This window comes from Shinella sp. G-2 (assembly GCF_050172695.1).
Taxonomy (GTDB): domain Bacteria; phylum Pseudomonadota; class Alphaproteobacteria; order Rhizobiales; family Rhizobiaceae; genus Shinella.
Genome location: NZ_JBBEYH010000002.1, coordinates 175,334 through 195,191, shown reverse-complemented (window position 1 = coordinate 195,191; position 19,858 = coordinate 175,334). Strand labels below are relative to the sequence as shown.

Here is a 19,858-nt window from a genome sequence, read left to right as displayed (position 1 = left end):
CGCCATGAACGCGCGCGTCGCTTTAGAGCTCAAGGGCATCGAACGGCATTACGGCCAGGGCGAAACCGTGCTGTCGATCCTCAAGGGGGCCGATTTCACGCTGCGCAGCGGCGAGACCGTCGCGCTCGTCGCCCCCTCGGGCACCGGCAAGTCGACGCTGCTGCATGTGGCGGGCCTGCTGGAAAAGCCCGATGGCGGCGAGGTCTTCGTCAACGGCCATTCCTGCGCCGAACTCTCCGACGACCATCGCACGGCGATCCGCCGCAGCGAGATCGGCTTCGTCTACCAGTTCCATCACCTGCTGCCGGAATTCACGGCGCTGGAAAACATCATGATGCCGCAGCTCATCGGCGGCCTCTCCAAGGCCGAGGCGCGCGAGCGCGCCGCCCAGCTGCTGGATTACATGCGCATCGGCCACCGCGCCGACCATCGCCCCTCCGAGCTTTCGGGTGGCGAGCAGCAGCGCGTCGCCATCGCCCGCGCCGTCGCCAATGCGCCGCTGGTGCTGCTGGCCGACGAGCCGACCGGCAATCTCGACCCGGAGACCGCCGGCTACGTCTTCGAGGCGCTGGAAGCGCTCGCCCGCCAGTCCGGCCTTGCCGCGCTCATCGCCACGCACAACCACGAGCTTGCCGGCCTGATGGATCGCCGCGTGACGATCGAGGACGGCCTCGTGCGCGAGCTTGCCTGAGGCAGGCTTTCCGTCCCGCTTGTCTCCGTGGTCAATGGCTCAAGCAGAGCGGGATCGACGCGCTGACGCCGCGTTCGGACAAACTGCTGATCTCCGCTGGCGGGCCTCATTGGCCATTCACCCGTCAATCAACCGGACGCACGCTTTCTGCAAAAACGCCGAAACTGGTGCCGCGGCCGATCACCACGACATGCCCGCCAGGCGTGAGGCGCTGCCGGACGTCCTCTGGGACGCGACAAATTCTGTCAAAGAAAAACGGTAGCCCCTGAAGTTCGAGCGGTCTGCTGCATCGCATGGAACCGTCACTGTCGGCCGCTTCCACGGTGAAAGTGAGTTCGACCGGATGGCCCGCTATCAGCGTAAACATCATCGGGCCGAAAATGACGGCAGCAGACCTGCCCGCGAAGTAGCCCATGAGCGCCATGATGAGTAGGCCGGGAGCTTGTTTCGCCTCGCGGCCCGGAATTAAGGGCGAACGTTTCAGAACCATGAAAAGCACAAACACCGCCGAGATCAGGCCAACGGCAACACCAGCAGTGCTTGAGCTGGACGCCCATTCAGCCGACGGCAGGAAGGGATAGCCGAACGCCAGTGGAAGAACGGGCAGCAAACCAACCAGGAACAAGGCAAGCAGCAGGCCGGCAACCAGTTTCGGAACCTCTACCGGTTGTTCTTCTGAACCATCCATCCAGAACCCACCCCACGTTCATCAGAGATCTTTTTCGGCGCTCTATGGCACTCCTCTGGTTGCGGATTCAAGGGGTTTCGCCCGCAAGGGTGGATTTTTGCCCGCCGCAATTTCTCGACCCAAGCGGGAAGTGAGCGTGTTCTGCGTTGGAATTGTCATGGGGTAGCGCAATGACAGCCGTTGGCGCATTCCTGCTTTCACTGTCCTGGAGGCACTTTGGGAATAGCCTATCGCCCCTGGTCAATGGGCGAGGAAAACGCCGCTGACCATTGTCCAGCGTCAGAACGGCATTGCCTTGGCCGGAAAGGATCAGGCCGCCAGGGACGCCCGTTCCGCCTTGCGCTCCACGAGCGCCCAGATATGGCCGAACGGATCGAACAGCGACGCGACGTTGCGGCCGATTTCATCCACCTGAATTTCGTCGCGGATCGTCGCGCCGGCCGCGATAGCCTGCTGCATGGCGACGGCGATGTCGCCGACATGCAGCGTGAAGATGGCGCTGACCGCGCCTGCCGTCTTGGGGAAGAACGGCCCGCCATAGGCGGGATTGCGCTCGCGCCGTGGATTGGACCCGGCGACGGCGACGGGCAGGGCGCCGAAGCGCATGGCGAAGCCCATCAGCACGCCGTCGCTCCGGTAGGCGTCGAGAATCTCCGCGCCGAAGGCGGCGGCATAGAAATCCGCCGCCTCCTGCTCGCGCCCGTGTTCGACGAAAAGCGAGATTTCCAGGCCGGGTTCGTCATGCATGCCAGTCTCCTGTCGCCAGATGATTCCCCGCGACAGGATAGCAGAGATCAGTTGTCGAGGCCGCAGGCCGCGCGGCCGATATCGTCCCGCCAGTCCTGGAGCAGCAAGAACTGCGCCTTGCCGCTGAACGGCTGGCCCCTTGCCTTGCCTTTGCCGGTCAGCACGTTGAGGTCGCACTCGCTCGAGGCATTGGGGTCGAGCGTGTCGTAGGACGAATAGGTGAAGCCCGCGACGATGAAATCGAAATTGCGGTAGGCGATGGTCAGCGACTGGCGCCAGCGGTCGCGGCCGACCGAATCGTTCTTCGTCGTCAGCGTGAAGGAGCCGTTGGCGAGCGCGGCCAGTTCCGGCTCCTGGCCATACATGGTGAGATTGCCCCAGACGGAATTCGGCGCGGCCAGCGCCAGCGTCAGCCGGTTTTCCTCGGGCTTGGCGAGATAGACGTAGATGCCGTTGTCCTCGCCATTGTCCTCGCCGGGGGTCGCGACCACCACGAGATCCTGCGTCCCGTCCTTGTTCCAGTCGCCGCTCGCCATGGCGATGACGCGCTCGGCCGGAAATTCGGCGGCGGCCGATGCGCCGGGCAGGGCGGCTGAGACGAGAAGGGCGGCAATCCAGGGCTTCATTTCGGTTCCTCCGTTTGATCGAGGCGACCATATTGCGCCGGAACGCGCGGGTCCAGAGGGCCTGTGGAAAGCTGTTGACACGAGAACAGAAATGGAACAAAGTAAAAACATAAAAGGAAAGGGAGACCAAATGACCGATTTTCTTCGTGATCTTGCCGCATTCGCCTCCATGGCCATGTTCGTCGCCAGCTTCTCCGTCATCCTCTTCGGCATCTGACGGTTCGACGATCCTTCCCCGCATTCTTCATGCCCGCCGCGGACCCGTCGTCCGTGGAAATCGGGTGCAACACCGAAAGTCTTCTGGACGAGCCGGGTCCGAATCCGCTTAAGCTTCCCGTCTTGACCGGAAGGAAGTTCACATGGCGGATGCAGCACAGAAGACCGAAGGTGAGATCATCGCCGAGACGCCGGAATTCGTGCATCTGCGCGTGCACTCGGCCTTTTCGCTGCTGGAAGGCGCCTTGCCGATCAAGAAGATCATCGGCAAGGCGACGTCGGACAACCAGCCCGCCATCGCCATCACCGACACCAACAATCTCTTCGCGGCGCTCGAATTCTCGCAGAAGGCGGTCGGCGACGGCATCCAGCCGCTGATCGGCTGCCAATTGTCCATCGACATGGAGGACGAGGGCGAGGGCGAGCGGCGCGGGCAGCAGGCCCAGCTCGCCAGGCTGCCGTCCATCGTCGTTCTCGCCGCCACCGACGCGGGCTATGCGCGCCTCGTCGATCTCGTCAGCCGGGCCTATCTCGGCGGCGAGAGCGGGCAATCGGTCCGCATCGCCTATAGCTGGCTCGTGGAAGAGGGCACGGAGGGGCTGATCGCCCTGTCGGGCGCGCTCGGCGGTCCCGTCGACATGGCCTTCCTCGCCGGCCAGCCGGCCGTCGCCCGGGCGCGGCTCGCCGCGTTGAAGCGCGTCTTCGGCGACCGGTTCTATATCGAATTGCAGCGTCACGGCCGCTTCGACCGCCAGCACGAGCGGCGCATGGTCGAGCTTGCCTATGCCGAAGACGTGCCGCTGGTCGCGACCAACGAACCCTTCTTCCCGTCGCCGGACGATTACGACGCCCATGACGCGCTGATGGCCGTGGCGCACAACGCCATGGTCTCCGACGACAGCCGCTTCCGCCTGTCGCCCGACCACTATCTCAAGAGCCGCAAGGACATGGCGAAGCTCTTCGCCGACCTGCCCGAGGCGCTGGAGAACACAGTCGAGATCGCCCGCCGCTGCTCCTTCGTGCTGAAGACGCGCGGCCCCATCCTGCCGCGCTTCACCGGTGCGACCGACGATGCGGAGGAGGCCGAGCGCGCCGAGGCGGCGGAACTGCGCCGCCAGTCCGTCGAGGGCCTCGAAAACCGCATGAAGCTGCACGGCCTGACGCCGGGCTATAGCGAACAGGATTACCGCGAGCGGCTGGATTTCGAGCTCAGCGTCATCGAGCGCATGAAGTTCCCCGGCTACTTCCTCATCGTTGCCGACTTCATCAAATGGGCCAAGCAGCAGAACATTCCCGTCGGGCCGGGCCGCGGCTCGGGCGCGGGCTCGCTGGTTGCCTATGCGCTCACCATCACCGACGTCGATCCCCTGCGCTTCTCGCTGCTCTTCGAACGCTTCCTCAATCCCGAGCGCGTCTCGATGCCCGACTTCGACATCGACTTCTGCCAGGACCGCCGCGAAGAGGTGATCCGCTACGTGCAGCGCAAATATGGCCGCGAGCAGGTGGCGCAGATCATCACCTTCGGTTCGCTGCAGGCCCGCGCCGCGCTGCGCGACGTCGGCCGCGTGCTGGAAATGCCCTATGGCCAGGTCGACAAGATCTGCAAGCTCGTGCCGAACAATCCGGCCAACCCGACGCCGCTCTACAAGGCGATCGAGGAGGAGCCGAAGCTGCAGGAGGAGGCCGAGAAGGAGCCGGTCGTCGCGCGCCTGCTCGACATCGCCCAGAAGATCGAAGGCCTCTACCGCCACGCCTCCACCCACGCCGCCGGCATCGTGATCGGCGACCGGCCGCTCTCCAAGCTCGTGCCGATGTACCGCGATCCGCGCTCGGACATGCCGGTCACCCAGTTCAACATGAAATGGGTCGAGCAGGCGGGTCTGGTGAAGTTCGACTTCCTCGGCCTGAAGACGCTGACCGTGCTCAAGACAGCGGTGGATTTCCTGCGCAAGCGCAAGATCGAGGTGCAGCTGGAAAACCTGCCGCTCGACGACCAGCTCACCTACGAGATGCTCTCGCGCGGCGAGACGGTCGGCGTGTTCCAGGTGGAAAGCGCGGGCATGCGCAAGGCGCTGATCGGCATGCGGCCGGACTGCATCGAGGACATCATCGCGCTGGTGGCGCTCTACCGCCCCGGCCCGATGGAGAACATCCCGGTCTACAACGCCCGCAAGCACGGCGAGGAGGAGATCGAGTCGATCCATCCGATGATCGACCACCTGCTCAAGGAAACGCAGGGCGTTATCGTCTACCAGGAGCAGGTGATGCAGATCGCCCAGGTCCTGTCCGGCTACTCGCTCGGCGAGGCCGACCTTCTGCGCCGCGCCATGGGCAAGAAGATCAAGGAGGAGATGGACAAGCAGCGCGCCCGCTTCGTCGAGGGCTCTGTCAGGAACGGCGTGTCCAAGCCGCAGTCCGACCTGATCTTCGACCTGCTGGCCAAGTTCGCCAACTACGGCTTCAACAAGTCGCACGCCGCCGCCTATGCCATCGTCTCCTACCAGACGGCCTATCTGAAGGCGCATTACCCGGTCGAGTTCCTCGCCGCGTCGATGACCTACGACATGTCCAACACGGACAAGCTGAACGACTTCCGGCAGGATGCCGGCCGTCTCGGCATCGAGGTCATCCCGCCCTCGGTGCAGACATCCTTCCCGCATTTCGAGACCGGCGAGAACCGCATCTATTACGCGCTCGCCGCCATCAAGGGCGTCGGCGAGGCGGCGGTGCAGCACATCGTCGAGGTGCGCGGCGACCAGCCCTTCAAGAGCCTCGAGGATTTCTGCACGCGCATCGATCCGAAATTCGTCAACCGCCGCGTCTTCGAAAGCCTGATCGTCGCCGGCGCCTTCGACTGCTTCGGCCATGACCGCGCGGCGATGATCGCCGGCCTCGACCGGCTGCTGGGCGCGGCCCAGCGCGCGCAGGAGAACAAGACGAGCGGGCAGGGCGACATCTTCGGCATGGGCGCGGCGACGGGGCCGGAGGTCATCACGCTGCCCTCCTACACGCCCTGGCTCGCCTCGGAGAAGCTGCACCGGGAATTCCAGGTGCTCGGCTTCTACCTCTCGGCCCATCCGCTCGACACCTATGGCCCGATCCTCGCCAAGATGCGCGTGCAGACCTTCGGCGATTTTGCCGCCGCGGTGAAGCGCGGGGCAACCGCCGGCCGGCTGGCCGGCACGGTGACCTCCAAGCAGGAGCGCAAGACGCGCACCGGCAACAAGATGGGCATCGTCGCCTTCTCCGACTCCTCCGGCCAGTTCGAGGCGGTGCTGTTCTCCGAAATGCTGAACCAGTATCGCGACCTGCTGGAGGCCGGCAAATCGCTGGTCATGACCGTGCAGGCGGAGGAACGGCCGGAAGGCATCGGCCTGCGCATCCAGACGCTGCGCTCGCTGGAAGAGGAATCGCTGCAGAGCCAGAAGGCGATGCGCGTCTATGTCCGCGACAGCGGCCCGCTGCGCTCCATCGCCGCCCATCTCAACACCAAGGGCGACGGCCTCGTCTCCTTCATCGTCATCAAGGACAGCGGCCAGCGCGAGATCGAGGTGGAACTGAACGACCGCTTCCGCATCTCCCCGGAAATCGCCGCCGCCATGCGCTCGACGCCGGGCGTGCTGGAGGTCGAGCTGGTCTAGGGTTCGTCAGGGAGAAGTGGGAACCGGTTTTCCCGAAAAGACAAACGAAAACAAAAGAATTCAGACCATGTCCGGCCGAGGCGGCACCGCCTCGGCGCCGGAGGATGCGGCGAAAACAGGAGCGGGGATCCCGATGCTCAATCTCGTGCTCTACAGCGACCAGACGGCGGGCGAGGGGCTGGAGATCGACGCCCGGCTGCTGCGGCTCCTCAAGGAGAAGCGCGGCGGCAACCGCATCGGCTACATTCCCTCGGGGCCTGACCCGGAGCGCTACTTCCTCGATCCGCTGATCGCCTACTATGCCCGCACCGGCCTTGCCGTGCCGGTCTGCTACGATCTCAACGTGGCGCACGATCCCGCCGAAACGGCGGCGCTGTTCGCCTGCGACGCCATCCATCTGTCCGGCGGGCACACGGGGGAATTTCTCGCCCGGCTCCGGCACAGCGGCATGCTCGGCCCGCTCTCCGACTGGGCGCGGAAGGGCGGCATCCTGATCGGCGTCAGCGCCGGCTCCATCCTGATGACGCCGGATATCGCGACGGACGCGCTGTTCCTCGACGCGCGGCCGGAAGACGTGACGGATGGTGCCGCGCTCGACCTTCTGCCCTTCGAATATTTTCCCCATCTCGACGGGGCCGCCTCCTATCACGCCGATCTCGTGCGCTACAGCCGGCACACGCCGCGCCCCATCCTCGCCTGCACCGACAGCGACGGCCTCGTCGTCTCGGACGGCAGGGCGGAATGTTTCGGTGAGCCGCTCTGGATCACGGGCGGCGTCAGCGGCAAGGCCGACGCGGCCGTCATCACCGCCCTGCTGACCGCCTGACCCTGATGGCCGGTCCGCCTGCCGCCGCGCGACGCGTTAGCCGGCGACGGCCCCGGATCGACGCGCCGGCTCGCTTTGGTGCAGGTAGACGGCGAAGGTGTCCCAGGGCGGGGTGATGCCGATCTGCCAGAGCAGGCGGCCGACCTCGCCGCGATGATAGCCGGCGTGGAGGACCACATGGGCGAGCATTTCCGCCCGGGTCATCCGGCCGCTGTCGCCGTCGGTGAACTGAAACGGGATCGCCTCCGACAGCGCGGCGGGCGAGACGGTCCGGAGATAGTCGCAATACCATTGGTCGGATGCGGCAAGGGCTGCCTGCAGCGCCTCCAATTCAGGCGGTTCCTCCGTGTTGTCGGCGCTGTAGCCGTGCGGGACGCCCGCAAGATGGGCAGCGAAGATGCGCGAGACGATGTGCAGATGATTGATCAGCCGCAGCGCGGTCCGACGCTCGGCCGCGTGGCGCTGCGGGTCGAGCGTCCGCAATGTCTCGAAGAGCGCGGCATTCGCCCAGGCATTGTAGCGGTAGAGGTCTTGCATCGCGTCGGTCCTTCCGGTTCTATGGAATGTGAGCAATATGCTCACATTCTGGCAGGACGGGACCCGATGTCTACTCGCATTGCAAAGACGCGCCCGACGATGCGCAAGGCGCCGCGACAGGCCCGTTCCCGCCTGACGGTCGACGCCATCGTCGACGCCGGTGCTCGCATCCTGAGCGAGGCGGGATGGGCCGGCTTCACCACGAACCGGGTGGCCGAGATCGCCGGGGTCAGCATCGGCTCGCTCTACCAGTATTTCCCCGACAAGCTTTCGCTGATCGACGCGATCCGCGGCCGTCATCTGGCCGACAGTCTCGCCGTCCTGCAGAAGGCCGGTGCCGAAGGCCTGTTGCCGGCCGCCTTCGCCGCGACGGTCGCGCGCGGCATGATCGAGGCCCATAGCCGCTATCCGGGCCTGCACCGCGTCCTGCTCGACGAGGCGCCGGCCTCGGAGGCCTATCGCGACCCGAAGAGCGATTTCGAGATCGAGTTTCTCGGTCTCTATGCCAAGGCCATCGCGGTTTGCCGCGGGGGCGTGGCGCGCCCGGAGGACGGGCAGAAGGCCGTGCTCCTGTCGGATGCCATCGACGGCATCGTCCACAATGCCGCGCGCCGGGGCACGCTCGCCGATCCCGCGGTCGAAACCGGCCTTGTCCGGCTCATCGGCCTCTATCTTGCCGACGCGGCGGGCGGCGACACCGCGATCTGATCCTGCCCGGCCGACCGCATGGCCGCGAGCATGCCGTGCGCCACGGGGGCGAGCGCCGGATAGCGCGTGAACAGGAAGACTGTATGGGCCGGCAGGCCGAGCGCGTCGGCGCCGTTCTCCGTCAGGAAAAGCTCGATCCTCTCGGGATGGGCGGTGAGGCGGATGACCTCGCCTCCGTCGCATGCAAGGTCCTGATCGGTGCGCTCGAGATAAAGAAGGTCCTCGACGGGCGGCGGTTCGCTGCCGCTGCGGTTCCGGCCGCAGGCGATGTGCAGCACGTCGAGCGGATCGTCAGGCGAGGCAAAGCCGAGGGAGAGGACGAGGAGGCCGTCCTCTTCGGTGAAGACCTCCTCGACCTCGAAGACCGCGCCTTCCGTCCCCGTCAATTGATGACCGAGACCGATGACTTCTTTTTCTTCTTCTTCTTGCCGGTGACGATCCCGGCATCCGCCTTCTGCACCTTGCGGGTGACGGTGATGAAATCGGTGCCGTCGCCGGTTTCCGGGCCAAGGCCCGTATCGGAGATCGAGAGCGACGCGCCTTCGCCCATCAGGCCGGAAATGCGGGTGCGCATGTCCTCGGGGATATCGAGGCGGTCGAGCGTCTTCGTCAGCGCGTCAGGCGCGCTCGCGTCGGCCTCGGTGGTGATGCCGAGGCGCTTCAGCGTTGCGGAGGGAAGCTGGTTGTCCATGCTCACGCCGTACCATTCCGCCTTGCCCTTGTCGGCGTCGACCTCGCGGGCGAGCAGGAAATGCGTGCCGAGGGCGATTTCCGGGTTACGGATGGTGATCGGCTCCTCGATCAGCGGCTTGAACTTCTGGCGCACGAGGATCTGCCCGTTCGGCGGCGCGCCCTTGCCGGCCTTCGCATAGACGGCGGTCACGAGTTCCGGCGTCACCATGCCGTCTTCCTTCAGGCCCTCGGCAAGCTGGAACGCGCGGATGGCGGCGACGGTCTGCTTGCCGTGGCGGCCGTCCGGCAGGCCGGCGTCATAGCCGAGCGAGGTCAGCAGCGTCTGCAGGTCGATCATCATGTCGCGATCGCCGCGACGGGTGATGAGGATGCGGATCGGGTCCTGCTCGGTCCTTTGCACGACGGGCGTCAGCACCTCGGGCTTGGGATCGGTCATCGCCACCTCGACGCTCTTGTCGCCGGCCTCGATGAGACCGGGGCGAAGGCCCGCGTCGGACAGAAGCGGCGTATCCGGCACCACGACGGAGGGCTTGAACAGCACGGCGTGCACGATGCGCTGCGGCTCCGTCTCCCGGTCGGTGATCAGCACGTGGCCGCCGCGCCGGGTGATGGAGAACAGCGTCTTGGCGAAATCGTTCGGCAGGCGCACGCAGCCATGCGAGGCGGGATAGGACGGCACGCTGTTGGAGGCGTGCAGCGCGATTCCCGACCAGGTCAGCCGCTGCATGAAGGGCATCGGCGCGCTGTCGTAGATATTGGAGAAATGCGAGCGCTTCTTTTCGAGGATCGAGAAGATGCCCGTCGGCGTCGAATGGCCGGCCTTGCCGGTGGAGACGCGCGAGGTGGCGACCACCACGCCGCCGTCATAGATCTTCAACTCCTGCAGGTCCTTCGACACCATGATCTGGAGCGGACCTTCGAGCGTTCCGCCGAGCGCGGTGGCGCAGCTCAGCATCAGGCCCAATATGCTCATGCCAGTGGCGAGGCGAAACTTCATGTGACCCATCCGTACGCAATACAAACCGGCCGGAAGCGTAGTGCATCTCGCTTAAGGAAGGCTTGATGCACCCGCACGATCCCCCGATCTGTGCCATCCCGATGCAGTGAAGAACGCTGGTTTGCCGGGATTTATTCGCCGGGGTCGCCGATTTTTCCGCCCGTCTTGACGGTCAACTTTCCGTGAAAGCGCTCGGGGCCGGATTTGCCGAACGTATAGCCGGTCTCCACGCTCGCCTTGCCGAACTTGTCGCGCAGCGTGTTCATCGCCGCCTCCGCGGCGGCGCGGCGCGCGGCGGCCGGATCGACGAGGTCGGGCGGGTCGGCCCTGCCGGGGTCGGTGAGGTCGGAAACGCCGATGCCGATCAGCCGGAACTTCGTACCATCCGTCTCCTTGCGCAGAAGCTCCATGCCGGTGCGGAAGATCCGGTCGGCCAGCATGGTCGGGTCTTCGAGCTTGCGGTTGCGCGTGCGGCTCTTGAAGTCGGCGGTCTTCAGCTTGAGCACGACGGTATGGCCGGCAATGCCGGATTTGCGCAGGCGCGTGGCGACCTTTTCGCTGAGCCGCCGCAGATGCGCGACGAGCTCGTCATGGCTGGAGAGGTCGTCGAAGAAGGTGGTTTCCGCCGACACGCTCTTGGCCGCGTCGTTGATATGCACCTCGCGGTCGTCCTGGCCGCGCGACAGATGGAACAGCCGCTTGCCCATCACGCCGTAGCGGCGCATCAGGTCGTTTTCCTCCATGGTCTGGAGCTGGCCGACGGTGCGGATGCCGTCGCGCTCCAGCGTCTCGGCAAAGGCCTTGCCGACGCCCCAGATGAGGCGCACCGGCTTGTCGCGCAGGAAGTCCAGCGCCTCCGCCACACCGATGACGGAAAAGCCGCGCGGCTTGTTGAGGTCGGAGGCGACCTTGGCGAGGAACTTGCAGTAGGACAGGCCGATGGAGATGGTGATGCCCACCTCCTTCTCCACGCGCTGGGCGAAGCGGGCGAGCACGCGGGCAGGGGGATCGTGGTGCAGCCGCTCGGTGCCGCGCAGTTCCAGGAAGGCCTCGTCGATGGACAGGGGCTGCACCAGCGGCGTCAGGTCCTGCATCATGGCGCGCACCTCGCGCCCGACCTTCACGTATTTCTCCATGTTCGGGCTGATGACCACGGCGTTCGGGCAGGCCTCCAGCGCCTTGAACATCGGCATGGCCGAGCGCACGCCGTGGATGCGCGCGACGTAGCAGGCGGTGGAGACGACGCCGCGCTTGCCGCCGCCGATGATCACCGGCTTGTCGGCAAGCTCCGGATTGTCGCGTTTTTCGATCGAGGCATAGAAGGCGTCGCAGTCGATATGGGCGAGCGTCAGGTCGAAGAGCTCGTCATGATAGACGAGGCGCGGGCTGCCGCAGGCCCGGCAACGGCGCAGGGCGGCGGGCTGCCCGGAAAGGCAGTCGCGACAGAAGCCCGAAAAACGCGTTGCGGCGGTGCTCATGATGGGAACAAATATTGAACATTGCGACACTAGCGCCTAAATTCCGAAGTCTCAATAGTCGCCGGGACGGAAGAGATGGCGGTACACAGGCATGCTGGGGGCGGCGCGTCGGCCGTTCAGAAATCGTCGTTGCCATACGGGCCGGTCAGCACCGCATGGGCATGCACCACCGCTTCCGGCGCGATGCCCGTCGCCGCGCTGAAGGCGAGCAGGGTCGGCTCGTGGCTCATCAGGAAATCGACGAGGCCGGCGAGGAAGCCCGGGTCGTTCACCGCATGGCGCACCGCCTCGGGCGCGACGCCGGTCAGCGACAGGAAACGCGACAACAATTCCGGCTCGCCGGCGAGCCAGCCGAGAATGGCGACGGCGGTCTCTTCGGCAGCCTTCGTCACGGTTGTATCTTTTTGGCTTTTCATTCGTTTCTCTCGGGAAATTTACCTTTTAATCAACCAAGTGACGCTAACGTGTCTTCGGTCCGGCTGGGTGATTTCGGCTTTGCCGCAACGTATCGATCTCCCAAAAGGTTGCAAGGCCGGCGAGAGGAACAGGGACGCACGATGCCCAAGCAAGTGATGATAGTCGAGGACAACGAGCTCAACATGAAGCTCTTCCGGGACCTCATCGAGGCGTCCGGCTATACGACGATCCAGACCCGCAACGGCATGGAAGCGCTTGATCTCGCGCGCAAACACCGCCCGGACCTGATCCTGATGGACATCCAGCTGCCGGAAGTTTCGGGCCTGGAAGTCACCAAGTGGCTGAAGGAAGACGACGAACTCCACGTCATCCCCGTGATCGCCGTCACCGCCTTCGCGATGAAGGGCGACGAGGAGCGAATCAGGCAGGGCGGTTGCGAGGCCTATGTCTCCAAGCCCATTTCGGTCCCGAAGTTCATCGAGACCATCAAGACCTATCTCGGCGACGCATGAGGCGGGAGACAACGGTATGACGGCACGTATTCTCGTCGTCGACGACATTCCGGCCAATGTGAAGCTGCTCGAAGCCCGGCTGCTGGCAGAGTATTTCGACGTGCTGACGGCCGAGAACGGCTATGACGCGCTCTCCATCTGCGAACGCACCCAGGTCGACCTCATCCTCCTCGACATCATGATGCCCGGCATCGACGGTTTCGAGGTCTGCGAGCGGCTGAAGGCCAATCCGCGCACCTCCCATATTCCCGTCGTCATGGTGACGGCGCTCGACCAGCCGTCGGACCGCGTGCGCGGCCTCAAGGCCGGCGCCGACGACTTCCTCACCAAGCCGGTCAACGACCTGCAGCTCATGTCGCGCGTCAAGAGCCTCGTGCGGCTGAAGACGCTGACGGACGAGCTGCGCATGCGCGCCGCGACCGCCCGCGCCATCTCGCTGGAAGACGGCCTCGACAGCAATCTCGGCGACGAGCCGGGCGACGTGCTGCTGGTCGACGGGCGCGCCTCCTCGCAGGAGCGCATCGCCCGCGCGCTGAAGCCGGTCGCCGACGTCACCTGCATGTCCGATCCGCAGGCGGCGCTCTTCCAGGCGGCCGAAAGCAATTACGAACTCGTCATCGTCAACGCGAATTTCGAGGACTACGATCCGCTGCGCCTCTGCTCGCAGCTTAGGTCCCTGGAGCGCACGCGCTTCCTGCCGATCCTGCTGATCGCCGAGCAGGGCGACGACGACCTGATCGTGCGCGCGCTCGATCTCGGCGTGACGGACTATCTGATGCGGCCGATCGATCCCAATGAGCTGATCGCCCGCAGCCTCACCCAGATCCGCCGCAAGCGCTGCAACGACCGTCTGCGCGCCAGCGTGCGCCAGACCATCGAGCTTGCCGTCACCGACGGCCTGACGGGACTGCACAACCGTCGCTACCTCGACAACCACATGAAGCTGCTGATCGACCGCGCGACGGCCCGCAGCCGCCCGCTGTCGGTCTGCATCACCGATATCGATCGCTTCAAGCTGGTCAACGACACCTATGGCCACGATGCCGGCGACGCCGTGCTGCGGGAATTCGCCAACCGGGTCCGCTCGGCCGTGCGCGGCGCCGATCTTGCCTGCCGCTATGGCGGGGAGGAGTTCGTGCTGGTCATGCCCGATACGCCGGCCGAAATGGCGGCGAGCGTCGCCGAACGACTGCGCATGATCGTCGAGCGCGAGCCGTTCCGCATTCCCGGCACCGATGTCTTCTTGCCCGTTACTGCCTCGCTCGGCATCTCGTCCATCCTGCCGGGGGGCGATAGTCCGGAAGCCTTGCTGAAGCGTGCGGATACCGCGCTCTACGAAGCCAAGCGTTCGGGCCGCAACCGGGTTGTGGCGGCCGCGGCCTGAGTCGCGAATCGCCGCTCCGCAACGTTTGTCCACAGGCACGTTAGAATTGCGGGCATTTGCCTTAATTTCGAGCGACTTACCCAAGGGAGCCGATTTCCCGGCGCCCGGGGCGGGGGGATTGCCAGCGATGGGAGCCTGTCGCGAAATTTGGCTATAAATCGTACGATTTATTTTTGACAAAACTTATCAATGGGTTGTGCTTTCGCAATCAGGCCGTGTGCGCAAAAGCCCGTTTATACAGGTTGCAGGCCGCACCCTTCAAGGTTGTGCCTCGCCGTATACTGTATTGTTGTCTTCTATAACGTAAATGCCGCTCAACGGCACAGTTACAACCACCCCGGTTAACTATGAGACAAGGACCTCGCGGCGGAGCGTTAAGAATTCGTTGATTTTTTTTCTTTTTCGCGCGATGCTCAACTCATGGGCGGCAAACAAGCCCGCACAACCGGTTACCCCATGATGCTAGGTCCGCCGCATCTCCTGGGTCGTGGGGTCGGTCGGTCAGCTACGACAAAAACGGAATCCTCGTGCCGTCGTCGTGTCTGACCGACCCCCATTCAACGCCGCTCCCGGCAAGGGAGCGGCGTTTTGATTCGTGCGGCTGTATCCGGTTGTGGGCGGGGCAGGGGCCAAAAGAAAAGGCGCCGGACGTTTCCGTCCAGCGCCTTTGCGAACCTCGAAAGGCTCCCAAGATTACTTGATCTTGGTTTCCTTGAATTCGACGTGCTTCTTGACGACCGGATCGTACTTCGTCTTGGTCATCTTTTCCGTCATCGTACGGCTGTTCTTCGTGGTCACGTAGAAGAAACCGGTGTCGGCCGTCGACAGCAGCTTGATCTTGATGGTGGTAGCCTTGGCCATGGTCGTCCTGCCTTTATGAAAAACGAAGCCGCGGACAGCCATTCTGTTCCACGGCTTTAAATCTGGCCGGAAACTACAAATCGCGCCCGAAAAGTCAAGCCCGTTTCGGTCGGAAAACCATTCGGGCCATAGAAAGTACCAGGTAAAAGCCGAAGAAGGCGACGATTGCCCAGGCAAAACCGTCATTGCCGGAAACGTCCATCGCCGCGCCGATCGCCTGCGGGCCGATCACGGTGCCGACCGCATAGCAGAAGATGAAGGCGGCGTTGGCGGCCGCAAGGTCCGCCCCGACGAGCCGCGAGCCGAGATGGCTGAGGCCCACCGTATAAAGGCCCGCCACGCAGCCGCCCCACACCAGGAGCACGCCGGCCATCAGCAGCCAGTTGTGCGAGATGATGGGCAGCGACAGCGAGCCGAGGAGGCCGATGGCGGCCATGATGGTCAGCAGGCTGCGGCGGTCGCGCATGCGGTCGGAGAGCATGCCGAGCGGGATCTGGAAGGCCATGTTGCCGATGCCCATGACGGTGAGCAGGAGGGCGGCCTGCGCCTCCGTGAAGCCGGCGCGGGTGGCATAGATCGGCAGCAGCGAGAGCCCGCCCACCTGGACGGCGCCGAAGATGAAGACCGCCGCCGTCGCCGTCGGCACGAGAAGGACGTAGCGCATGAAATGGAGCTCCGGCTTCTCGTCGATGGTGGGGCTTTCGCCGCGGGCGATGAAGATCGGCACGGCGGCGAGAAGGATGATGACGGCGCCGAGCGCGAAGGGCAGCACGCCCTCGCTGCCGATCACCGAGAAGATGAGGGGGCCGGTGGCAAAGCCCAGCGACAGCACGGTGGCGTAGATGCCGAGCACGAGGCCCCGCCGGCGCGGCGGGGCGGCGGCGTTGATCCAGAACTCCGATAGGATGAAGAGCATGGTCGTCACGCCGTGGAAGACGATGCGCAGCGGGAACCAGAGCCAGAAATTCTCGATATAGTAGAAGCCGAGGCCGCTGACGGCGGCGAGCAGGATGGCCCCGATCATGGTCGAGGAGGTGCCCCAGGCATGGGCGAGGCGCGCCGTGCACGGGGCGGCGGCCATGGCGGCGACGCCGGCCATGGCGGAATTGATGCCGATCAGCGTCGAGGAGATGCCGCGCTTTTCCATGATGATGGACAAGAGCGGCAGGCCGAGGCCCATGGCGATGCCGACTGCGGAAATGGCGGCGATGGCTGCAATGAGAGACCGCCAGTGAATGTGCTCCACCGGGCCGGCGGTACCGGTTTGCGGCTGCGTCATATGCAATGGATCCTCAAAGAAGGTCCCGAAGGAAACGCCCCCGCTGGGTGTAGTACAGCGGTGCGGCCCTTCCGAAGGGGAGAGACTTGTTTTCCTGAATGCTTTTTTGAAGCTCTTCAAGGATCAATACGGTTATGTCGGGCATCTCGATGCCCTTGTGGTCAAAAATATCGACCCAGCGCACGTCTTCCAGCTCATGGCTGGCGGTGGCGGCGGCCGGATCCACCCCGGCCTCGTCGGTGAAGAGTGTGAAGAAGCGGGTGTCGAAGCGGCGCACCATGCCTGCCGGCGTGATGGCGCGGGCAAGGAAGCGCAGCGGGGACAGATCCGGCCGGAAGGAGAGGCTGCCTTCGGCGGGGGCGGACAGCGGCGTTCCCACCGCGATGCCGGCTTCCTCGTGCAGCTCGCGCAGGGCCGTAACGCCGAGCGCCCTCAGGCGCGAATCGGAACAGCGCCGGCCGGCCCGCAGGGCAAGCCGCTCCAGGGCGAGCGGATGAAGGGGGCTGGCGACGGGAACGAGACGGTCGCTCGCATCGCGCCGGCCGCCGGGAAAGACATAGACGTCCGGCATGAAGACATGCTTGCTGCTGCGCTTGCCGACGAGCACCCGGATATGCCCGCCCGACCGGTCGAGCAGCAGGATGGAGGCGGCATCGACGGGGCGGACGGCGGTCATGCGGTTCGGTCGCTATAGGCCGACGCGTCGTCGGCGTCCTCTTCGGGCTTCTGGCCGAAGCCGTGCATCCTCAGCGCCCATTGCAGGCCGATGGCGCCGCCCTTGACGGGCTGGAGCATCAGGAGGGACAGGATGATGGTGACGGGCGTCCAGATGGCGAGGTGCTGCCAGGTGGTGAGCGGCCAGACGAGGTCCGTCGCCATGTAGCCGCCGAGCACGATATGGCCGACGATGGTGATGACGAGATAGGGCGGCAGGTCGTCGGCGCGCTGGTGCGTGTAGTCCTCGCCGCAGGCCGCGCAATGGTCGACGGGCTTCACATAGGCGCGGAAGAGCCTGCCGGTGCCGCAGGCCGGGCAGCGGTTCAGCATGCCGCGCTTGATGGCGCGGCCGAGCGGCCGTTCCGCGGGAGCGGCGCTTGCCGTATCGCCGAAATGCACCGTCTTGCTCGTCTCGTTCGCCTGCATGGTCCTGTCCTTCCTGCCGGTGTCCGACGCCGGAGCGCTGCGGCTTCGGCGAGGGGCATGCTCTAGCGTTTGCCGCGCGGCGGGCGGGTGCCCGGCTGGCGGTGCGGCGCGCCGCCCTTGCGCCGGCCCGACTTGTGGAAGGAGCGCACCGCCGTCGGCATCTTGCGCCCTTCGCTGATCATGTCGAACCGCAGCGAGCCGGCGAGCGGAACCGCTTCTGCGAGCTTGACGCGCACCTCGTCGCCGAGGCGGTAGCCGAGCCCGGTCTTTTCGCCCGAAAGCGCCTGATGGGCCTCGTCATAGATGAAGTAGTCGCGCCCGAGCATGGATATAGGCACGAAGCCGTCCGCGCCATATTCCGGCAGGGTGACAAAAAGTCCCGCCTTGGTGACGCCGGAAACGCGCCCGTCGAATTCCTCGCCGATGCGCTCGGCAAGGTGATGCGCGATGAGGCGGTCCACCGTGTCGCGCTCGGCCGCCATGGCGCGCCGCTCGAAGGTGGAGATCTCCGCCGCGATATCGTCGAGCACCGCCTCCTCGTCGGGCGTGATGCCGCCTTCGCCGAGGCCGAGCGAGCCCACCAGCGCCCGGTGCACGATCAGGTCCGCATAGCGGCGGATCGGCGAGGTGAAATGGGCGTATTTCATGAGGTTGAGGCCGAAATGGCCGATATTCTCGGGGCTGTAGATCGCCTGGCTCTGCGAGCGCAGCACCATTTCGCTCACCATCTGCTCGAACGGCTTGTCCTTGGCCTTCGCAAGGATGCCGTTGAAATGGTTGGAGCGCATGTTGCCGCCCTTGACGAGCGAGATGTCGAGCGTCTGCAGGAACTCGCGCAGCACCTCCTGCTTGGCGAGCGAGGGCGCGTCGTGCACGCGGTAGATCAGGACCTGCTTCTTCTTCTCCAGCGTCTCGGCGGCCGCGACGTTGGCCTGGATCATCATCTCCTCGATGAGCTTGTGCGCGTCGAGCCGCGGCGGCACGACGACCCGGTCGACGGTGCCGTCCGGCTTGAGGAGGATCTTGCGCTCGGGCATGTCCAGTTCGAGCGGCTGGCGGCGGTTCCGGCCCGTCGTCATGATCCGGTAGGCCTGCCAGAGCGGCTTCAGGATCGTCTCGAGGATCGGCCCGGTCTTGTCGTCGGGCGCGCCGTCGATGGCGGCCTGGGCCTGCTGGTAGGACAGCTTCGCCGCGCTCTTCATCATGATGCGGTGGAAGGTGTGGCTCGCCTTGCGGCCCTCGTGCGAGAAGACCATGCGCACGGCAAGCGCCGGGCGGTCGACGCCTTCCTTCAGCGAGCAGAGGTCATTGGAGATGCGCTCCGGCAGCATGGGCACCACGCGGTCCGGGAAATAGACCGAGTTGCCGCGCTTCAGCGCCTCGCGGTCGAGCGCCGATTTCGGGCGCACGTAATAGCTGACATCGGCGATGGCGACGGTGACGATCACGCCGCCCGGATTGTCGGGCGAGGGATCGGGCTCGGCATAAACAGCGTCGTCATGGTCCTTGGCGTCGGCCGGGTCGATGGTGATGAGCGGCAGGCTGCGCCAGTCCTCGCGGTGCGACATGGTGGCCGGGCCGGCCGCCTCCGCCTCGCGGATGACCGCATCGGGGAAGATATGGGGAATGCCATGGGCATGGATGGCGATCATCGAGATCGCCTTTTCCGAGGCGACCGAGCCGACCACGCTCTTGATCTGCGCGCGCGCCAGGCCGTAGCGGCCCATGCGCACGACATCGATCTCCACGAGGTCGCCATCCTTGGCGCCCGCCGTGAATTCGGCCTCGACATCCATCTCCTCGCCGCGCCGGTCGATGGGCATGATGCGCCCGCCGCCGCCCGCCATGGAGCGGAAGACGCCCATGCCGGAGTTCTTCTTCTTGTCGAGGACCTTGATGACGCGGCCGGTATAGGCCGGCCCGCCGCGTTCCTTGGCCGGGAAGATCTTGGCCAGCACCCGGTCGCCGAGGCCGGCGACGGGCGCCTTGTCCTTGCGCACGCCGCCCGACTGGCGGATGAGCACGGCGGGCGCGACGCCCGCGTCGTCGAGCCATTCGGCCGGACGGCCGATCAGTTCGCCGTCGACGTCGCGCGTCGTGATGTCGAGAACCGTGACGGGGGGCAGGGCGCCGGGCCGCACCAGCGACTTGCGGCGCTTTTCCAGGAGGCCGTCGACCTCGAAGGATTTCAGCAGCGCCTTCAGCTCCACGCGCGCCTCGCCCTTGAGGCCGAAGGCCTTGGCGATCTCGCGCTTGGAAGCCTGTTCGGGATGCTCGGCGATGAAGCGCAGCAGCACGTCGCGCGGCGGAATGGCGCCGTGGATGATGGGGCTATTGTCCGCCGGCGGCAGGTCACGGTCCGCGCGGCCGGGCCGCCTTGCTTGTCCTGCCCGGTTGCGCGGTTCCTTCGTCAT

20 protein-coding genes are annotated in these 19,858 nt (G+C 65.4%); 7 read left to right on the top strand and 13 right to left on the bottom strand.

All coding sequences use genetic code 11. The annotated features are described in order from the left end of the window. The first annotated feature begins 4 nt into the window (after positions 1 to 4). Positions 5 to 691 (top strand): ABC transporter ATP-binding protein, encoded by a 687-nt coding sequence (locus V8U06_RS04815; RefSeq protein ID WP_226919514.1) that lies wholly within the window; start codon positions 5 to 7, stop codon positions 689 to 691. Between the two features lie 124 nt (positions 692 to 815). Here the strand turns inward: V8U06_RS04815 and V8U06_RS04810 are convergent, their stop codons facing one another. The 3 genes from V8U06_RS04810 to V8U06_RS04800 form a co-directional block, all read right to left on the bottom strand. Then, entirely contained in the window at positions 816 to 1,379 is a 564-nt protein-coding gene (locus tag V8U06_RS04810; protein WP_427139712.1) for a hypothetical protein, read from the bottom strand. 309 nt (positions 1,380 to 1,688) lie between these two features. After that, entirely contained in the window at positions 1,689 to 2,126 is a 438-nt protein-coding gene (locus V8U06_RS04805) for a VOC family protein (RefSeq protein ID WP_427139711.1), read from the bottom strand. 47 nt (positions 2,127 to 2,173) lie between these two features. Then, positions 2,174 to 2,752 carry an FG-GAP repeat protein gene (locus V8U06_RS04800; protein ID WP_427139710.1) on the bottom strand — a complete coding sequence of 193 codons (579 nt, stop codon included), beginning with the start codon at positions 2,750 to 2,752 and terminating at the stop codon, positions 2,174 to 2,176. A 91-nt stretch (positions 2,753 to 2,843) separates the two neighbouring features. On the opposite strand from V8U06_RS04800, the gene V8U06_RS04795 reads away from it, so the two are divergent. From V8U06_RS04795 to V8U06_RS04785, 3 genes are all read left to right on the top strand, one after another. Next, positions 2,844 to 2,969: a hypothetical protein gene (locus tag V8U06_RS04795; RefSeq protein WP_427139709.1), complete on the top strand. Its 126-nt coding sequence runs from the start codon at positions 2,844 to 2,846 to the stop codon at positions 2,967 to 2,969. A 142-nt stretch (positions 2,970 to 3,111) separates the two neighbouring features. Further along, positions 3,112 to 6,609 carry a DNA polymerase III subunit alpha gene (gene dnaE, locus V8U06_RS04790; RefSeq protein WP_427139708.1) on the top strand — a complete coding sequence of 1,166 codons (3,498 nt, stop codon included), beginning with the start codon at positions 3,112 to 3,114 and terminating at the stop codon, positions 6,607 to 6,609. A 67-nt stretch (positions 6,610 to 6,676) separates the two neighbouring features. Further along, positions 6,677 to 7,435 (top strand): Type 1 glutamine amidotransferase-like domain-containing protein, encoded by a 759-nt coding sequence (locus V8U06_RS04785; protein ID WP_427139707.1) that lies wholly within the window; start codon positions 6,677 to 6,679, stop codon positions 7,433 to 7,435. A gap of 36 nt (positions 7,436 to 7,471) precedes the next feature. Here V8U06_RS04785 and V8U06_RS04780 read toward each other — a convergent pair whose 3' ends face one another. Continuing rightward, positions 7,472 to 7,972 carry a DinB family protein gene (locus V8U06_RS04780; RefSeq protein WP_427139706.1) on the bottom strand — a complete coding sequence of 167 codons (501 nt, stop codon included), beginning with the start codon at positions 7,970 to 7,972 and terminating at the stop codon, positions 7,472 to 7,474. A gap of 66 nt (positions 7,973 to 8,038) precedes the next feature. Between V8U06_RS04780 and V8U06_RS04775 the strand changes: the two genes are divergently transcribed. After that, the gene (locus V8U06_RS04775; protein ID WP_427139705.1) at positions 8,039 to 8,680 is read left to right on the top strand and encodes a TetR/AcrR family transcriptional regulator; all 642 of its coding nucleotides are present in this window, start codon (positions 8,039 to 8,041) and stop codon (positions 8,678 to 8,680) included. Here V8U06_RS04775 and V8U06_RS04770 read toward each other — a convergent pair. From V8U06_RS04770 to V8U06_RS04755, 4 genes are all read right to left on the bottom strand, one after another. Beyond that, positions 8,641 to 9,066, bottom strand: coding sequence for a hypothetical protein (locus V8U06_RS04770; protein ID WP_427139704.1), 426 nt, complete (start codon positions 9,064 to 9,066; stop codon positions 8,641 to 8,643). The two genes, V8U06_RS04775 and V8U06_RS04770, sit on opposite strands and share 40 nt — an antisense overlap. Next, positions 9,063 to 10,370, bottom strand: coding sequence for a L,D-transpeptidase family protein (locus V8U06_RS04765; RefSeq protein WP_427139703.1), 1,308 nt, complete (start codon positions 10,368 to 10,370; stop codon positions 9,063 to 9,065). The genes V8U06_RS04770 and V8U06_RS04765 overlap by 4 nt, the downstream gene beginning before the upstream one ends. Before the next feature lie 131 nt (positions 10,371 to 10,501). Further along, a complete protein-coding gene (locus V8U06_RS04760) occupies positions 10,502 to 11,848 on the bottom strand; it encodes a DNA polymerase IV (RefSeq protein ID WP_427139702.1) in 1,347 nt (448 codons plus the stop codon). A gap of 116 nt (positions 11,849 to 11,964) precedes the next feature. Continuing rightward, complete coding sequence (locus V8U06_RS04755) at positions 11,965 to 12,264, bottom strand: DUF3572 domain-containing protein (RefSeq protein WP_427139701.1); 300 nt, start codon at positions 12,262 to 12,264, stop codon at positions 11,965 to 11,967. A 141-nt stretch (positions 12,265 to 12,405) separates the two neighbouring features. Between V8U06_RS04755 and V8U06_RS04750 the strand changes: the two genes are divergently transcribed. Next, positions 12,406 to 12,777: a response regulator gene (locus V8U06_RS04750; protein ID WP_003547430.1), complete on the top strand. Its 372-nt coding sequence runs from the start codon at positions 12,406 to 12,408 to the stop codon at positions 12,775 to 12,777. 16 nt (positions 12,778 to 12,793) lie between these two features. Further along, positions 12,794 to 14,161, top strand: coding sequence for a PleD family two-component system response regulator (locus tag V8U06_RS04745; protein ID WP_427139700.1), 1,368 nt, complete (start codon positions 12,794 to 12,796; stop codon positions 14,159 to 14,161). A gap of 693 nt (positions 14,162 to 14,854) precedes the next feature. Here the strand turns inward: V8U06_RS04745 and rpmG are convergent. The 5 genes from rpmG to rnr form a co-directional block, all read right to left on the bottom strand. After that, on the bottom strand, positions 14,855 to 15,022 hold the full coding sequence (gene rpmG / locus V8U06_RS04740; protein WP_034795357.1) for a 50S ribosomal protein L33: 168 nt from the start codon (positions 15,020 to 15,022) through the stop codon (positions 14,855 to 14,857). 94 nt (positions 15,023 to 15,116) lie between these two features. After that, positions 15,117 to 16,301 (bottom strand): MFS transporter, encoded by a 1,185-nt coding sequence (locus V8U06_RS04735; RefSeq protein ID WP_427139699.1) that lies wholly within the window; start codon positions 16,299 to 16,301, stop codon positions 15,117 to 15,119. 13 nt (positions 16,302 to 16,314) lie between these two features. Continuing rightward, on the bottom strand, positions 16,315 to 16,977 hold the full coding sequence (locus tag V8U06_RS04730) for an NUDIX hydrolase (protein WP_427139698.1): 663 nt from the start codon (positions 16,975 to 16,977) through the stop codon (positions 16,315 to 16,317). After that, complete coding sequence (locus V8U06_RS04725) at positions 16,974 to 17,444, bottom strand: DUF983 domain-containing protein (RefSeq protein ID WP_427139697.1); 471 nt, start codon at positions 17,442 to 17,444, stop codon at positions 16,974 to 16,976. Before V8U06_RS04725 ends, V8U06_RS04730 begins: the two co-directional genes overlap by 4 nt. A gap of 62 nt (positions 17,445 to 17,506) precedes the next feature. Further along, positions 17,507 to 19,858, bottom strand: coding sequence for a ribonuclease R (rnr, locus tag V8U06_RS04720; protein WP_427139696.1), 2,352 nt, complete (start codon positions 19,856 to 19,858; stop codon positions 17,507 to 17,509).

Excerpts from the sequence above, each read along its gene's own strand:
- V8U06_RS04815 (WP_226919514.1), top strand. The coding sequence starts at position 5 with ATGAACGCGCGCGTCGCTTTAGAGCTCAAGGGCATCGAACGGCATTAC.
- V8U06_RS04810 (WP_427139712.1), bottom strand. The coding sequence starts at position 1,379 with ATGGATGGTTCAGAAGAACAACCGGTAGAGGTTCCGAAACTGGTTGCC.
- V8U06_RS04805 (WP_427139711.1), bottom strand. The coding sequence starts at position 2,126 with ATGCATGACGAACCCGGCCTGGAAATCTCGCTTTTCGTCGAACACGGG.
- V8U06_RS04800 (WP_427139710.1), bottom strand. The coding sequence starts at position 2,752 with ATGAAGCCCTGGATTGCCGCCCTTCTCGTCTCAGCCGCCCTGCCCGGC.
- V8U06_RS04795 (WP_427139709.1), top strand. The coding sequence starts at position 2,844 with ATGGAACAAAGTAAAAACATAAAAGGAAAGGGAGACCAAATGACCGAT.
- dnaE (WP_427139708.1), top strand. The coding sequence starts at position 3,112 with ATGGCGGATGCAGCACAGAAGACCGAAGGTGAGATCATCGCCGAGACG.
- V8U06_RS04785 (WP_427139707.1), top strand. The coding sequence starts at position 6,677 with ATGTCCGGCCGAGGCGGCACCGCCTCGGCGCCGGAGGATGCGGCGAAA.
- V8U06_RS04780 (WP_427139706.1), bottom strand. The coding sequence starts at position 7,972 with ATGCAAGACCTCTACCGCTACAATGCCTGGGCGAATGCCGCGCTCTTC.
- V8U06_RS04775 (WP_427139705.1), top strand. The coding sequence starts at position 8,039 with ATGTCTACTCGCATTGCAAAGACGCGCCCGACGATGCGCAAGGCGCCG.
- V8U06_RS04765 (WP_427139703.1), bottom strand. The coding sequence starts at position 10,370 with ATGAAGTTTCGCCTCGCCACTGGCATGAGCATATTGGGCCTGATGCTG.
- V8U06_RS04760 (WP_427139702.1), bottom strand. The coding sequence starts at position 11,848 with ATGAGCACCGCCGCAACGCGTTTTTCGGGCTTCTGTCGCGACTGCCTT.
- V8U06_RS04755 (WP_427139701.1), bottom strand. The coding sequence starts at position 12,264 with ATGAAAAGCCAAAAAGATACAACCGTGACGAAGGCTGCCGAAGAGACC.
- V8U06_RS04750 (WP_003547430.1), top strand. The coding sequence starts at position 12,406 with ATGCCCAAGCAAGTGATGATAGTCGAGGACAACGAGCTCAACATGAAG.
- V8U06_RS04745 (WP_427139700.1), top strand. The coding sequence starts at position 12,794 with ATGACGGCACGTATTCTCGTCGTCGACGACATTCCGGCCAATGTGAAG.
- rpmG (WP_034795357.1), bottom strand. The coding sequence starts at position 15,022 with ATGGCCAAGGCTACCACCATCAAGATCAAGCTGCTGTCGACGGCCGAC.
- V8U06_RS04735 (WP_427139699.1), bottom strand. The coding sequence starts at position 16,301 with ATGACGCAGCCGCAAACCGGTACCGCCGGCCCGGTGGAGCACATTCAC.
- V8U06_RS04730 (WP_427139698.1), bottom strand. The coding sequence starts at position 16,977 with ATGACCGCCGTCCGCCCCGTCGATGCCGCCTCCATCCTGCTGCTCGAC.
- V8U06_RS04725 (WP_427139697.1), bottom strand. The coding sequence starts at position 17,444 with ATGCAGGCGAACGAGACGAGCAAGACGGTGCATTTCGGCGATACGGCA.
- rnr (WP_427139696.1), bottom strand. The coding sequence starts at position 19,858 with ATGACGAAGGAACCGCGCAACCGGGCAGGACAAGCAAGGCGGCCCGGC.